This is a genomic window from Oligella urethralis DSM 7531, from assembly GCF_000372065.1.
Taxonomy (GTDB): Bacteria; Pseudomonadota; Gammaproteobacteria; order Burkholderiales; family Burkholderiaceae_B; genus Oligella; species Oligella urethralis.
Genome location: NZ_AQVB01000003.1, coordinates 100677 through 114435, shown reverse-complemented (window position 1 = coordinate 114435; position 13759 = coordinate 100677). Strand labels below are relative to the sequence as shown.

16 protein-coding genes are annotated in these 13759 nt (G+C 46.3%); 6 read left to right on the top strand and 10 right to left on the bottom strand.

From position 1 onward, the window contains the following. Position 1 precedes the first annotated feature (1 nt). From rapZ to hpf, 4 genes are all read right to left on the bottom strand, one after another. Entirely contained in the window at positions 2–871 is an 870-nt protein-coding gene (gene rapZ, locus A3GA_RS0103040; protein ID WP_161797540.1) for an RNase adapter RapZ, read from the bottom strand. Between the two features lie 4 nt (positions 872–875). Further along, positions 876–1805 carry an HPr(Ser) kinase/phosphatase gene (gene hprK, locus A3GA_RS0103035; protein ID WP_018025912.1) on the bottom strand — a complete coding sequence of 310 codons (930 nt, stop codon included), beginning with the start codon at positions 1803–1805 and terminating at the stop codon, positions 876–878. A 15-nt stretch (positions 1806–1820) separates the two neighbouring features. After that, positions 1821–2270 (bottom strand): PTS sugar transporter subunit IIA, encoded by a 450-nt coding sequence (locus A3GA_RS0103030; RefSeq protein ID WP_018025911.1) that lies wholly within the window; start codon positions 2268–2270, stop codon positions 1821–1823. Between the two features lie 190 nt (positions 2271–2460). Further along, complete coding sequence (gene hpf / locus A3GA_RS0103025) at positions 2461–2784, bottom strand: ribosome hibernation-promoting factor, HPF/YfiA family (protein ID WP_018025910.1); 324 nt, start codon at positions 2782–2784, stop codon at positions 2461–2463. A gap of 375 nt (positions 2785–3159) precedes the next feature. Here hpf and A3GA_RS0103020 point away from each other — a divergent pair, with 375 nt between their 5' ends. Next, positions 3160–3645 (top strand): aminoacyl-tRNA deacylase, encoded by a 486-nt coding sequence (locus A3GA_RS0103020; RefSeq protein WP_018025909.1) that lies wholly within the window; start codon positions 3160–3162, stop codon positions 3643–3645. A 73-nt stretch (positions 3646–3718) separates the two neighbouring features. Beyond that, positions 3719–4621 carry a tetratricopeptide repeat protein gene (locus A3GA_RS0103015; RefSeq protein WP_018025908.1) on the top strand — a complete coding sequence of 301 codons (903 nt, stop codon included), beginning with the start codon at positions 3719–3721 and terminating at the stop codon, positions 4619–4621. A gap of 14 nt (positions 4622–4635) precedes the next feature. Here A3GA_RS0103015 and chrA read toward each other — a convergent pair whose 3' ends face one another. The 3 genes from chrA to A3GA_RS0103000 are packed head-to-tail and all read right to left on the bottom strand — an operon-like array spanning position 4636 to position 8081. Further along, positions 4636–5817: a chromate efflux transporter gene (chrA, locus tag A3GA_RS0103010; RefSeq protein WP_026156776.1), complete on the bottom strand. Its 1182-nt coding sequence runs from the start codon at positions 5815–5817 to the stop codon at positions 4636–4638. Between the two features lie 11 nt (positions 5818–5828). Continuing rightward, positions 5829–7469: a rhodanese-like domain-containing protein gene (locus tag A3GA_RS0103005; protein WP_018025906.1), complete on the bottom strand. Its 1641-nt coding sequence runs from the start codon at positions 7467–7469 to the stop codon at positions 5829–5831. A 9-nt stretch (positions 7470–7478) separates the two neighbouring features. Beyond that, entirely contained in the window at positions 7479–8081 is a 603-nt protein-coding gene (locus tag A3GA_RS0103000) for a cysteine dioxygenase family protein (RefSeq protein ID WP_018025905.1), read from the bottom strand. A gap of 152 nt (positions 8082–8233) precedes the next feature. Here A3GA_RS0103000 and A3GA_RS0102995 point away from each other — a divergent pair, with 152 nt between their 5' ends. Continuing rightward, entirely contained in the window at positions 8234–8836 is a 603-nt protein-coding gene (locus A3GA_RS0102995) for a hypothetical protein (RefSeq protein WP_018025904.1), read from the top strand. Between the two features lie 17 nt (positions 8837–8853). Continuing rightward, the gene (locus A3GA_RS0102990; RefSeq protein ID WP_018025903.1) at positions 8854–9609 is read left to right on the top strand and encodes a YggS family pyridoxal phosphate-dependent enzyme; all 756 of its coding nucleotides are present in this window, start codon (positions 8854–8856) and stop codon (positions 9607–9609) included. A 57-nt stretch (positions 9610–9666) separates the two neighbouring features. On the opposite strand, the gene nhaA is transcribed toward A3GA_RS0102990, so the two are convergent. Beyond that, positions 9667–10833, bottom strand: a complete 1167-nt coding sequence (gene nhaA, locus A3GA_RS0102985) for a Na+/H+ antiporter NhaA (protein WP_018025902.1) — start codon at positions 10831–10833, stop codon at positions 9667–9669. 290 nt (positions 10834–11123) lie between these two features. Between nhaA and A3GA_RS0102980 the strand changes: the two genes are divergently transcribed. Further along, positions 11124–11672, top strand: coding sequence for a copper resistance protein NlpE (locus tag A3GA_RS0102980; RefSeq protein WP_018025901.1), 549 nt, complete (start codon positions 11124–11126; stop codon positions 11670–11672). Positions 11673–11713: 41 nt separating this feature from the next. Continuing rightward, positions 11714–12505, top strand: a complete 792-nt coding sequence (locus A3GA_RS11795; RefSeq protein WP_018025900.1) for a copper resistance protein NlpE — start codon at positions 11714–11716, stop codon at positions 12503–12505. 74 nt (positions 12506–12579) lie between these two features. Here the strand turns inward: A3GA_RS11795 and A3GA_RS0102970 are convergent, their stop codons facing one another. Together A3GA_RS0102970 and A3GA_RS0102965 are read right to left on the bottom strand one after the other, a co-directional pair. Further along, positions 12580–13161, bottom strand: a complete 582-nt coding sequence (locus A3GA_RS0102970) for a hypothetical protein (protein ID WP_018025899.1) — start codon at positions 13159–13161, stop codon at positions 12580–12582. Between the two features lie 134 nt (positions 13162–13295). Continuing rightward, a complete protein-coding gene (locus tag A3GA_RS0102965) occupies positions 13296–13757 on the bottom strand; it encodes a methyltransferase family protein (protein WP_018025898.1) in 462 nt (153 codons plus the stop codon). Positions 13758–13759: the final 2 nt, after the last annotated feature.

Genomic DNA, 13759 nt, shown 5'->3' with positions numbered 1-13759 from the left:
CTTACTGGTTGGGCGTCTGGGCTCGATGCCTGACGCGTAGCGGCTTATGGTCGGAGAATAATTTAGCCAGTTGCTCTACTACATAAACCGAGCGATGCTGACCGCCAGTACATCCAATGGCTACGGTGAGATAACTGCGTGTGTCTTGTTGATAATAGGGTAGCCACTTCTGAATGTAATTGGCAATATCGCTAATTAATTCGTGCACAATATCAAATTGTGCTAACCATAATGCTACGGGCTCATCACGACCAGTCAAGGGACGCAGTTCACGGTCGTAATAAGGATTAGGTAGACATCTTACATCAAAAACTAAATCAGCACTAGTTGGTACGCCAATCTTAAAGGCGAATGACTCAAAGGTTAAGAGGATATTGCTCGTATCGATCCCGACGAGCTCCTTTATCCATGCACGAAGTTGCGCAGGCTTTAAGTTTGAAGTGTCAATGTTGTGTTCTTGCAACTTAAGCGGTGCTAAATACTTTCTTTCGTAGCGCACGCATTCCTCCAAAGAAGGTGCTGCGTGACCGGCAAGGCTGAGTCGCTCAGTTAAGGGATGACGCCGCCGCGATTCGGAATAGCGCTGTAGAATCGTCTGATCATTTGCTTCTAGAAAAATAGTAAGTATCGGCGTGCCCTGACTCCGTAGGGCGGTGATAATATTTGGTAAGTCCCCAATATCCCCCGGTGTTCTGATGTCAATGGCGACGGCGACCTTTTTAATCTCGGCTTCACGCGTGGTTGCCACAAAATCATGCAGTAATTGGATGGGTAAATTATCGACACAGTAGTAGCCCAGATCCTCTAATTGATTTAAGGCAACACTTTTGCCTGAACCTGAGATACCGGTGATAACAACTAAGGGAGTTATCTCGTCATTCATTGTTTGAGCTTTCCTGTATGGCTAAGGATTGGCGCTTCATAAATTCGGCTAGGGTATCAATGCCTCGCAGTTTTAAAATGGTGTTACGCACAGCGGCTTCAACCAATACCGCTAAGTTACGTCCGGCCAGTACGGCCAGTTTAACACGCAGTGTGGGTACGCCTAAAATGTCTTCGCTTTGATCTTGGAATGGTAAGCGCTCGAAATCTTCACCGTGCGACTTCACTAAATGCACAATCAACTTTAAATTCATCTTGCGCCGAACGGAGGTTTCACCGAAGATGGTTTTAATATCCAGCAGACCGATACCACGCACTTCTAAGAGATTTTGTAAGAGGGGGTTGCAGCGACCCTCGATCACATGTGGTGAAGGACGTGTAAATTCGACGATATCATCAGCCACTAAGCCATGTCCGCGTGATATAAGCTCCAGGGCAAGTTCACTTTTACCCAGTCCAGATTCACCGGTAATTAATACACCTAAGCCCAGCACGTCCATAAAAACACCATGAACGGTCGTTTTGGGTGCAAAATAACGACTTAGATAAATCCGTATCACCTCAATTAAGTAGGCGGCTTCGGCTGGACTGCTTAAGAGTGGGACCCCTTGTTTGCTACAAAAACGATGTAAGGAGGTGGGTACCTCAAGCCCCTCGGCAATAATAATGCAGGGCACATCATGTGTTTTCAGCTCTTTAAGTAAGCGATTTTGAGTAGGCTTTGGTAGGCGATTATAAAAAGTCACCTCTTCGATCCCAAACACTTGAATGCGGTCGGGATGAACCATGTTTAAATGACCCACTAGGTCGGCGGAGGAGAGTGCTTCATCAGTGATGGCTCTGTCGCCATGCTCCTCGTTGGCTATCCAAGATAATTTTAAGCTGTCTTTATGCTCGTTGATCAGATCCCGGATAGTAACCATAACGCTGTCGAGTACCTATTGCTGAGTGAATAAATCGTAGATGGCCTCAGGCTCATCCAAACTGAGTAACTGCTCTCTCGTCTCTGCGTTAGAAAGCGTTTTGGCAAGTGAGGCTAAAATTTCCAAATGCTCTTGGGTGGCGTTTTCAGGCACGAGCAAAATCACCATGATGCCAACATTTTGATTGTCCGGTGCATCAAAAGGGATTGGGTTGCTCAGGCGCATAAAAGCAGCCGCTGGCTTGGTCAAATTAGGGATGCGCCCGTGGGGCACGGCCACACCATGACCTAGTGCCGTCGAACCGAGTCTTTCTCTGGAAAAAAGACTATCAAAGACGGTGGCACGAGGGATGCCTTGAGTGTTTTCAAAGAGTAGCGCTGCCTGTTCAAAAGCACGCTTTTTGCTAGTGACATTGATATCCAAAAGGATGTTGTTGACGCTTAAAATATTAGCAAAATGGTTCATAGGTGAGTTAATTTCCTCAATGAGAGGCTTCTATCATAACCAAAAATCATGTTAAGAATCAAAAACTAGCATCAAGCCAGGTAAATACTTTAAAGTTGATGATATGCTAGTGGCAAATATAATTCAAGAAAGCCGATTAAATAGGTGGTTTAATCGGCCATGCTACCTAATATCTTAAGACTGTAGACCCTTAGACAGCCGCGCGGCGAGCTGAATGTGAGCGGTCATGCTGCTTACCCTTGTGCTTTAGCACCATACGGTCGGCCTTGTCTGCCAAGGCATCAATCGCAGCGTATAAATCATCGGCAACGGATTCGCAAAACAGCTCTTTGCCGGGTACTCGTACCGTAATATCAGCGCAATGCTTAAGCGGCTCCACCGAGAGATTAACAATCGCAGCCGTCGCACCCTCGGTGTGACGTAAGACACGGTCTAAGCGCTTAAGCACATACTCTCTGATAGCAGGAGTTACTTCCAAACGATGAGCGTTAATAGATAAATTAGCAGAACTCATAGGAACCTCTCTTAATATATCGTCATGAACTTCTACTCTAGCATGCTGCCAGTTAAAAACAAGATGGCAAATTACGGATAGACATTTTCAGGATTTTGTATAGAATAGGTGGAAGTGGCTGCATATCGCTGCGCAAAAGACCGTTTTGTGGCCTAGTGTTGTAAGCTTCAGTTCTTTTTCGCATAATCACCAGTCTTAGTATCATAGCGGCGATGCGATTATTTACTCTTCACCTTAAGATGGTATTAGCATATAGGCAATAAAGCACTATTTTAGGCTATAGTGATGACTTACATACCAATCGTCATCTGACCATATACTCTTCCAGCTGGTTTGCTGATTATCCGGCTGTTAAGACAAAGGCTGAGCATCACCATGAAACACGCTAAGAAAAACACCATCAAAACACCCGCAACCTTATTTTTAGATCGTCAAAAAATACCTTATGAGGTATTTGAGTGTCAGGGCGAGATTGAAGGTACGGCAGAGTTTATGGCATCGTTTTTGGGGGTGCCCACGCATCAGGTGATTAAAAGTATTGTGCTGAGCGATGAGAAGCATAAGGGCTACATGGTCTTACAACACGGTGATCAAACCATTGATACTAAAACCTTAAGAAAGCTATTCGGTGTTAAAAACATTGTGCCAGCCTCCTATGAGTTGGCTCACAAATGGACCGGCTATGAGTTTGGCGGCACCTCACCCTTTGGGATTAAGGCGAAGCTTCCGATTTATGCTGAACGTAGTATTTTTGAGATGGACAGCCTATTTATTAATGGCGGTCGTCGCGGCCTTAGCCTAAAAATCACGCCTGAGGCATTACTGCAAATCGGTGTTAAGCCGATTGAGGCGACAAAGTAAATCGCCTCTAGTCATCTCATGCGAGACTTGCGGCATTTGTTAGAATGGTAGCTCCATCAGATAAGCGATTACTATGCGATTTTTTATCTTAATTTTTGTCTGCGTTGCCGCTTTTTATTTTATCTCCTTTAGTTCTGGTTCAAAAGGTAGTGATGCTTTATATGAGCGTGCCGAGTCTGGCGAAGTGGTTGCGCAAAGGCAATTGGGGGCGCGTTTACTTAATGGCAATGCGTCCGAGCGTAATTATAGTGAAGCCCATAAGTGGCTATTGCAGGCTGCTGCGGCAGGTGATGCGGAGGCGCAAGGATTATTGGGCGTGATTTATCAAAATGGTTTAGGTACCGCCATTAATCAAGCAGAGGCTTTTCGTTGGTTTAAATTATCGGCAGAGGCTGGTTTAACCGAGGCGCAGACCTTTTTAGCGCAAATGTATGAAGAGGGGCGTGGCATCACCATCAATTATGAAAAAGCCTTTCAATGGTATGGTCATGCTGCTGAGCGTGAGGATCCCATTGCCCAAAATGGCTTAGGTATGCTGTATATGCAGGGGCGGGGTGTGCAGCAGGATTATGCCAAGGGCCGCGAGTTGATTCGTGCGGCGGCAGCGCGTGGTTATCCGCGGGCGATTTATAATCTGGCGACCATTTATGACCAGGGACTGGGTGTTGCAGTGAATCTGCAAAACGCCTTGCGCTGGTATAAAAATGCGGCTTCGCTGGGTTTTGTAGAAGCACAGTATCACTTAGCGACGCTGTATTTTGAAGGGCTTAAGCTGCCACGTGATGATGCGGCTGCGTTGACGCTGTATGCTGAGGCAGCGGCCCAAGATCATGCCGGCGCTAATTATCGCCTTGGGCAAATGTATCAACAGGGCTTAGGCACAGTCGCTGATGCGGCAACAGCGCAGGGCTATTTTCTTAAGGCCTGTGAATTGGGTGAGCAAGCGGCCTGTGCTTTGGTGAAAACAACGAAGTAGAGACGCTTTAATTGTTAATAGAGCAACCAGGCAATGAGACTACCGCCAATCACTACCAACCAAGGCGGTAGTTGCCAAATCATAAGCGCACAGAGCGCAATTAAAGCAAGTGCAAAATCTTGACTGGAGTCGATCGCATCTAGCCAAGCATGACGATAAAGCGCCGCCAATAACAGACCGACTACCGCCGCATTGACGCCCATTAAGGCGGCACGAATAGGGCCTAAGCGCCGTAAACTCTCCCAAAAAGGCAAGGCGCCCAACACTAATAAAAAGGAGGGTAAGAAAATGGCTAATAAGCAAAGCATCCCGGTGATAAAGGGACCGTAAGCTGTATGCATTGAAGCCCCTAAAAAGGCGGCAAAGGTAAATAAAGGACCTGGCACGGCTTGTGTTGCACCATACCCTGCCATAAAGGCCTCTGCGCTGACTAGACCGGAAGGTACGGTTTCTGCCTGTAATAAAGGCAACATCACGTGGCCTCCGCCAAAGACCAAGGAGCCGGCGCGATAAAAGGCGTCAAACAGTATCAGCGCCTGGTTGGGGAATAGTTTTGCGGCCAGTGGCAGTAGTAATAAAAGTATGAAAAAGAGGCTTAAAAACAGGAGTCCGTGACGTTTTGACATTGGACTTTTGAGCTCGGCATCTTGCCTTTGCGTTTCTGGCTTAAAGCACACTACGCCAATGAGGGCTGCTAATAGCATGACCAGGATCTGACCCCAAGTCGATGGAAATAGCAGTAAATAGCAGGTGGCGGCGATCATTAGGGTAAAACGCGATTTGTCTGGGCAGAGACTACGCCCCATGCCCCACACCGCTTGGCTAATGACAGCCACGGTCACAATGGCTAAACCATGTAAGACTGAGGGCGGGAGCAGAGCGCTCTCGCTATTGATGGCGTAAGCAATCAGTATAAGCAACAGCGCCGAGGGCATGGTAAAGCCCAGCCAGGCAGCAAAGGCACCGGCATAGCCGGCTTGCGAAATACCCAAGCCCATACCCACTTGACTGCTGGAGGGGCCGGGTAAAAAATGACATAAAGCAATTAAGTCAGCGTATTGTTGCTCTGTCATCCAGCGTCTTCTGACGATCAGTTCATCACGAAAATAACCTAGATGAGCAACCGGACCACCAAAGGAGGTTAGCCCTAGGCGTAAGAAAATAAGAAACACGGACCAGGGGCTGTTGGTAGACACAGTCGACTCCTTTAATTGCTATGAGGTTTTGCGTAGCTAAAGTTAAAGACGGCCTTTTCATCTTCATCAGTTTTAGATATAAGGTCGGTTTCCCATTTAAGGTATTGCCTTGCGGCGGCCTTATTGTACTGATGTCTATCATGCAAGAAAAACAAATAGTCGATGCAATCCGCTTCACTCAGTAGCGCGTCGTCTTGGCTCAGTGCATGATTAGTATTAGCAAAAAACTTTGGCTCAATCTGGACTAAATAGATATGCTTAAAGCCTAAATGCGCCAGATCGGCCGCTAACAGTCTATTTTTAGCCTGATTGTCACCCATTAAGAGAATGGCTTGGGATTTAGGCGCATTGAATAGGGGTTGTAGCAGTTCATGTTGATGCAGCAAATGGCTACGATTGAGCCAGATGGCGTTGTTTAAATGCTGCTTTTTGAAATCCATGCTGTTGCGTGTGTCGGCAATTAGCAAATCGGCGTGTTGCTGGATAAAATCCTCTAGAGCCTCGGCTGCTATCTCAGTGCTGTGTCTTAAAACAAGTTCAACGCTAGGCCGTTCGGGGAGTCGTTTGCTCAAGTCCTTAGTGCCCTCGCTGAGCGGCAGCAAATAGACTGACCAACCGAGTTGCTTTAACCATGAAGCAACGACAGGGGCACGAATACCGTCGGTATCAATTAAGACGAGGTTGGCATTTCTGACCCCGATAAACTCATCCGTGGCTTGGATTAACTGACCGCCAGGTGTGTGACGAACGATGCTTGACCAAGCAGCACGCTTAAACTCCTCTTGGGTGCGAATATCGCATACATAGGTCGTGCCTTGCTCTGATGCCAGTAAATTTATCAAATCTTCAAGCGTGATGGTTGGCAGTTCGAAGCGCTGTTGTAGTGCCTGCCCTTTGACTTGCAAAGCGCTTTGGAGGGAGCTATCAATGGCTTCAGGATACTGCCGAGTTGCGCCGTGTTCCAGCTTAAAATCTTCTAAATACCAGCCTTGGGTGCCATTTTCTAGGGCATAAACGGGATTCTTAATGCCAAAGTTAATCAGGCTTTGAGCGCCAATAATGCTGCGTGTTCTACCGGCGCAATTAATCACGATGGTGGTACTTTCATCGGCCACCATTTGTGTCGCCCGCAAAGCCAATTCACCGTTAGGGCAACAGATGGCACCAGGAATATTCATTTTTTGGTACTCTGCCAGCGGTCGTCCATCGAGCATTAATAGCTTGGCACTCGGATCATTCATCAGGGCATGCAGTTGCTGAGCGCTTAGGTGAGGTGTGCGGTACTTCAGTTCTGCTAATTCACCAAAGGTTTTGCTGGGCAAATTAACCCCAGCAAAGGTGTTGTAGCCAGCCTCTTGCCAAGCCTCAATGCCACCCTCTAAGACAGCCACATTGTCATAAGCTAGGCTCTTTAAGCGCTCACTGACTTGCTGCATGAGTTGGTGTTGTTGCGCATTGGTATAGAAGACAATCGGGGTATGTAGATTGGGGACTAATTCCCTTACCCGATATTCTAATAGACTGTAGGGAATAGAAACTGCAAAGAATAAATGACAGGCCCCATATTGACCATGTTCACGCACATCCAGCAATGCTATTTCCTGACCGGAGCGGAGTAGTTTTTTTAAACTTGAAGCACTTATTTTTTTCATCTTGCTAGATTAACGTGAGGTGACACCAAGGTCTTTACTAGTGTAAGTATTATCGTCGAGATTAAAGGCTTTGCGAGCGCTCAGTTGCTCCAAGGGACGACCGTAAAAGTGCAGATGGCGAATCACCGTATCCTCAATCTTAACGGCATGAATATCATCGGCTAATAAAGCAATTCCGCTACCCGGTCCAACTAACACGGTCTCACTTAGCGCTAAGGTGGCTTTACCTGGGACCGCGCCGTCATCAAGACGCTCATAGACAAAATTCGTCTCGGTGCCAACTACGCCAGCAATACAGGCCCACGTGGTGTGATCGTGGGGAACGATTTTTTTGCCCGGTTTCATCACATTAAGATAGAGGGTAAAGCCATCATCCGATGCTTGGTGAATTAAGTAGCGGTTTTGCAGGCTTTCGTCATCGGGTACTTCATACTGAGCTAGACTCCACCAATGTTGATGTGAAGCCAGCTCAATCAAGGCGTGCATCACTTGAGTGAGGCTTTGCCGAGTGACGCCTTCTCGCAGGTAGGCTGCGGTTTGCTCAAAGAGCGTTTGTATGGCGGCTTCTTTGAGTGCCGTCTCTGCGGCCGTTAAATACTTACTATCACTCATCTACAGTCTCCCACTAGTTGTTTTAAATAACGCTAAGTGTAGCAGATAGCATGGCGCCGGAGCTATGGCTTTTCTCAAGTGATGATTTAGTAATTAGAAAGATTAGGTGGCGTTTTAAGCTATGATATTTGTTAAATATAGAGGAGGAAGTGATGGATCATATTTATGCGATTGATGGGATTGTTCCGGTCATTCATGAAAGTGCCTTTGTCCACCCGACGGCAGTGATTATTGGTGATGTGATTATTGGTCCTGGGGTGTATGTGGGGCCGATGGCGAGTTTACGTGGTGATTTCGGTCGTATCGTGATGAAAGAGGGTTCAAATATCCAGGACACCTGCGTAGTTCATGGGGACGGGCGTCAAGACACCATTGTTGAGGAGGATGGTCATATTGGGCACGGTGCAGTACTGCATGGTTGCGTGATCGGACGTAATGTCTTAGTCGGTATGAATGCGGTGGTGATGGATGAGGTCTCGGTTGGCGCAAATAGCATCATTGGCGCCATGGCCTTTGTGAAAAAGGGCATGATGATTCCTGAGTACAGTCTAGTGGCAGGTGCCCCTGCCAAAATCATTAAGCAATTAAGTGACGAGGACTTGCGGCACAAAATCTTAGGTACACACAAGTATCAGCGCTTAGCCAGACGCAGCAAAGCAAGTTTGGTGCGCGTGCAACCCTTGCGTGAGCTCCCAGCCGATCGCCCACGCTTGACCCCGGAGCAGATTCTGCCGGAGTATTTATTAAATAAATAAGGAGGTCATTGACTGATATGGCGCTGTTTGCCCCTGAGAAAATCAAAGAAAATTTCGAATTATTAGCCCAGCGTATTGCGGCAGCCTGCGAGCGCGTTGGTCGTAGCCCGGACGAGCTGCGCGTGATTCCTGTGACCAAGGAGTTTGCGCCAACAGCCATTGAGGTGGCTTATGCGAATGGTTATAAGCAAGTAGGCGAAAACAAGGTGCAGGAGTTGGTTGATAAGTACGAGGCACTTAAGCAGGATGGTGCGTATGCAGATTTGGAGTTGATTTTAATCGGTCATTTACAAAGTAATAAGGCACGTTTTCTAGCCGATTATGTGAGTGAGTTTCATGCCTTGGATTCTTTACGCCTCGCTGCACGGGTCAATCGCTTTATGGCAGAAGCAGGGCGGGTGCTGCCAGTTTATGTGCAGGTTAATACAAGCTTGGAGCAGAGTAAGTATGGTCTGCCGGTGGCAGAGACCTTGGATTTTATTGATGAGTGCGCAGCCTTTAGCCATTTGCGGGTGGTTGGTTTAATGACTTTGGCTATGAATAGTAAAAATGAGGAGGAAGTGCGCCAATGCTTCCGTACCCTAAGGCAGTTGCGTGACCAGGCACAGTCAAAGCATCCCACGGTACGTCGTTTGTCGATGGGTATGTCGGGGGACTTTGAAATTGCCATCGAGGAGGGGGCGACCGATATCCGAGTAGGGCAGATGATTTTCGGCTCACGTGATATTCCGAATGAATTAGCACATTTCTGGCCTGAAGACCGAGCTCGTTAAGCCCTTAAATCTTAAGTCAAAAGCCGCCATGGCGGCTTTTGATGTTTATCGTTCCACTTAGGACTTAGTTGGTGCGAATCTTAAAATACAAAATCCTATCACAGCCGAGAGAATTGAGCCGATAAAGACGCCGATTTTGGCGAGGTCTTGGTGCTCAGCCTCAACAAAGGCAAGCATGCCAATAAATAGACTCATGGTAAAGCCAATACCGCAAAGCGTTGACACACCATAAAGCTGTAACCAAGTAGCGCCATGTGGTTTAGGCGCAAAGCCGCTTTTGATCATCAAAAAAACTGTCGCAAAGATACCGAGTTGCTTACCTACAAAGAGTCCCAGTGTAATACCTAAGACCACCGGATGAAATAGCTGTTCATAAGAGAAGGCGCCGAAGGAGACGCCGGCATTAGCAAAGCCGAAAATGGGAATAATTAAAAAGGAGACCCAGTTAGATAAGGCATGTTCCCAGCGTAATAACAAGGGCTCGGCATCATGCTGTGAGTGTGCCTTATCTGGCTCCGTCACGGGAATGGTAAAGGCCAAGATAACTCCGGCTAGGGTAGCGTGAATACCTGAATTAAGAATTAACCACCAGAGTAATAAGCCTAATACTAAATAGGGTAGGCTACGCTGGTGGTTTTTAAGATTCAAGATCGCCAGCATTACGATAACCACTAGCGCAATGAATAAATAAATGATTTGTAATTGTTGGGTATAGAATAGGCCGATAATGACGATCACAATTAAATCATCAATCACGGCCAAGGCCATTAAAAAGATTTTTAATGAGATGGGGACGCGACTACCCACCAAGGCCAAGATACCGAGTGCAAAGGCAATGTCGGTGGCGGCAGGTGAAGCCCAACCGGGGGCGGTTAGCGGTTCGTTCCAATTAAAATAGAGATAAATCAGCGCCGGTAGCGTAACCCCAGCAAAGGCGGCTGCAAAAGGAAGAATGCGCTTTTGACGGGTACCTAAGTCGCCTATTAAAAGTTCTCGTTTAACCTCTAACCCAACCAGTAAAAAGAAGATAGCCATCAAGGCATCATTAATCCAATGCAGTATGGATAGATTGAGGAATTTGGCTTCTAAGAAAGCAAAATAGCCATTGGCCAGAGCGGAGTTAGCAAAGACGACGCCGATAATTGAGGCCAGGATCAGAATTACGCCGGCCGCTTGTGGGCTATTAAGAATTTTTGCAATAAAGCGTTGAGTATGTTGCGTCATAAGATGATAAGACCGTTTAAAAGCGGTTTGATTTTTTTGCTAAAAGGATTTTATTCTACCATCCATTCAGATTTTTGTAAGCTACTGAAAGCTGCATAATTAAGCCTTTTAAAACAATTGCTTAGTCAATGATGTGGCTGAAATTGTATCGATTTAAAGGATATTTACTTACTTTTTAAAACGAAATTTAATGATCTTTGACTTTGTAACAGGCTAAGATGAGAGGCATCTTGTTAAAGATTAAACGATTTTTTATTCGCTTATTTTCAACTTATTTAAGGAGTAAGAAGATGAAGAAATTAGCATTTATTTTAGGTACTTCCGTGGCCTTAGCGACTAGTGCTTATGCTCAAACGGCTGCGGATGTTGCGGCCACCGATAGTTTAAACAGTAATGCCGAAATCCGTATCACGGAGAGTGTGGTGACTGCGACCCCAGTTGCAGAGGGTGAGGCGCGTATTGATGAGAAAGTGACCGTGACTGAAGTTGCGCCAAACCAAACGCCAAATCAAGCACCAAACCAAGCGGCAGCACCTTTGGCTCAAGAAGCTCAGGGTCTATGGGTTGGTACCGTACCTTGTGCATCTTGCCCTGGCATTGATGTTAAGCTAACGCTTAATGCTGACGGTACCTTTACTATGAACGAGAGCTATCGAGAGTCGGCTGATGGTGAATTTAGTACCAGTGGTACGGCGAGTTATACCGCAACTAACGGTGTGCTTACCTTAACAACTGCTGATAATGAAAGCCGTCACTTGTTATTAAAAGATGGTCAATTACTATATATTGACGCCGAAGGTAACGCACGCGCTGATTATATGTTAAAAAGAGCGCAGTAATTAGTTCTTAACATATTAATCCGTTTCCTAGGAAGTTCTTTATGAAAAAGTTAGCATTTGCTTTAGTGGGTGTGGTGGCTGCCTTATCCTCAGCCTGCGCTCAAGCGACCAAAGAAGCTCAGCCGCAAGCTGAAGAGATGAGTGTCAAAGAGGCGGTTGCCGATGCAAGCACTGAAGCTCAAGCAAATGCTGATCCTACCCCACACGTCGTGGATTGGGATGGACGATGGAATGGCGTGATTCCCTGCGGTCATTGCGCTGGTATTGAGGTGGATCTTATTTTTAACACTGATGGTACCTATTTAATGCGTGAGGCTGAACTGGAATCACCTCACAAGGTCTCAGTCAATAAAGGTTCCTTAAGCTGGGATGAAACGACACGTGTGCTAACTTTTAATGGTTATAAAGGTGCAAAAGGCGCTAAGTTGCGGATGCAGTTTGCTGAGGGCCTGGCCGTTTATCTAGATGCCCAGGGTAATTTGATGCCCGATTATCAATTGAGTAAACAGGCTGAGTATCGAGCCAGCTCACAGCAATTGATTTTGCCTTTACAAAGCATTCGGGTTGAGGATAATCATGTGTTTTTTAGTGGTTTATTAAACTTTAAAGAACCGCAAAACGGTGGTTTCAAGTCGGTCAAGGGTGAAGTGATGATTGATTGTGCCAAGCAGCATGTGAGCTTTAAGGATGCTGGCTATTACCCAGAAGCCGATGCCCTGGGTGAGCGTATTGTTGATGTGCCCCAAATGGTTAAGGGTGGTTGGAAGCTAGGCAACAACAGCGAGGAGAGTGTGTTCTTGCAAGTGGCCGAGACCTTTTGTCCGACAATGTAGCATATAGCAGCTTAAGTCAACTTAAAAAGCGCCATTCTCATGTGAGAAACGGCGCTTTTCTTATGTTTGATGAGTTACTTCGTCGTGTCTAAGTTAGCGAGCTTTTGTTTTTGCTGCAGCACTTCAAGGGCGACTTGATAACAATCATTGACATGGGCTCGGCCAACAATCCGCATCGCTGCATAACTAATGCCACCAGATAGGACAGGGCCTAAAAAGGGCACAAATTTAAAGCCGGTTTTGGCTGTGCTGGTAGCGGCAATTTTAGCACCAGCGGTAGTCACGGATTTAACCACCGCTTCGCGCGTAATGTATTTGCCGATTAAGCTGGTGCCGATTTTGGTAATGGCAATTAAGGTTATTTGCTTTAATTGCGGGTCTAAGGCTTCTACTTGCTCAGCGGATAAACCGAATTTCTTATTAATTTTGGGCAGTAGCTTCATCAAAATACTGACGTCTGTGGCGATATCCATGCCGGGGATCGGTACCGCCGCCACCGCACCTGAAAAGAATGAGCTGGTATTAACCATTTCATAGCATTCGTCGCGGATTCTAAGTAGCTGTAATTCCTCAATGGAGAGCTTTTCTTTATCTAGCGGCGTTGATTGACGACTTCGCGCTACGGTTGATTGGACGAGCTTGGTGAATTTGGACATATAAATACGCTTTGGAATGTGTTGAGAGTGCTTGAATACTCAATCATACTGCACTAGGCAGCTTCTTGCTATCAAGCAGGCGATGTTGGGGCTCCTTTTTTAGAGATGGGGTGGTTTGGAACTAATTCAAGGGGTTATAACCAACGCCGTACCTGCTGTTTATAGGCGCTAAACTCAGCCTTAAATTTGCTTCCTAACACACGCTCTTCGGGCATAATCTGAAATCGCGTTATATAGAGCAAGTAGAAGATAATCCCGATGCTTGCAAATAGGCTTTGTAAATACACGGCCCACGCTAAAAGTAAACATAATATGGCTAGATACATGGGATTACGACTATAACGATAAATACCTGTCATAACCAATTTAGTGCTCGCACTCGGGCGTTTTGGATTGGCTGTGGTTTTGTGACGAACAAAAGCGATAATGGCACTTAGACCGATAGTTAAAGCAAGCAGCATCAGTAAAGTGCTAATGATTAACTTTGCTTGCCAAGTGATATGAATAATGGGTAACGGTTTGGCCACAAAGTACATAAGTAGTGCGCTTAAAAAGGCGATAAGGGGTGGTGGTAGCAGGAGTTCTAAAGCTTTCATAG

What these genes read in the sequence shown, in the direction of transcription:
- hprK (WP_018025912.1), bottom strand. Translation starts at nt 1,805, where the DNA reads ATGGTTACTATCCGGGATCTGATCAACGAGCATAAAGACAGCTTAAAA.
- A3GA_RS0103030 (WP_018025911.1), bottom strand. Translation starts at nt 2,270, where the DNA reads ATGAACCATTTTGCTAATATTTTAAGCGTCAACAACATCCTTTTGGAT.
- hpf (WP_018025910.1), bottom strand. Translation starts at nt 2,784, where the DNA reads ATGAGTTCTGCTAATTTATCTATTAACGCTCATCGTTTGGAAGTAACT.
- A3GA_RS0103020 (WP_018025909.1), top strand. Translation starts at nt 3,160, where the DNA reads ATGAAACACGCTAAGAAAAACACCATCAAAACACCCGCAACCTTATTT.
- A3GA_RS0103015 (WP_018025908.1), top strand. Translation starts at nt 3,719, where the DNA reads ATGCGATTTTTTATCTTAATTTTTGTCTGCGTTGCCGCTTTTTATTTT.
- A3GA_RS0103005 (WP_018025906.1), bottom strand. Translation starts at nt 7,469, where the DNA reads ATGAAAAAAATAAGTGCTTCAAGTTTAAAAAAACTACTCCGCTCCGGT.
- A3GA_RS0103000 (WP_018025905.1), bottom strand. Translation starts at nt 8,081, where the DNA reads ATGAGTGATAGTAAGTATTTAACGGCCGCAGAGACGGCACTCAAAGAA.
- A3GA_RS0102995 (WP_018025904.1), top strand. Translation starts at nt 8,234, where the DNA reads ATGGATCATATTTATGCGATTGATGGGATTGTTCCGGTCATTCATGAA.
- A3GA_RS0102990 (WP_018025903.1), top strand. Translation starts at nt 8,854, where the DNA reads ATGGCGCTGTTTGCCCCTGAGAAAATCAAAGAAAATTTCGAATTATTA.
- nhaA (WP_018025902.1), bottom strand. Translation starts at nt 10,833, where the DNA reads ATGACGCAACATACTCAACGCTTTATTGCAAAAATTCTTAATAGCCCA.
- A3GA_RS0102980 (WP_018025901.1), top strand. Translation starts at nt 11,124, where the DNA reads ATGAAGAAATTAGCATTTATTTTAGGTACTTCCGTGGCCTTAGCGACT.
- A3GA_RS11795 (WP_018025900.1), top strand. Translation starts at nt 11,714, where the DNA reads ATGAAAAAGTTAGCATTTGCTTTAGTGGGTGTGGTGGCTGCCTTATCC.
- A3GA_RS0102970 (WP_018025899.1), bottom strand. Translation starts at nt 13,161, where the DNA reads ATGTCCAAATTCACCAAGCTCGTCCAATCAACCGTAGCGCGAAGTCGT.
- A3GA_RS0102965 (WP_018025898.1), bottom strand. Translation starts at nt 13,757, where the DNA reads ATGAAAGCTTTAGAACTCCTGCTACCACCACCCCTTATCGCCTTTTTA.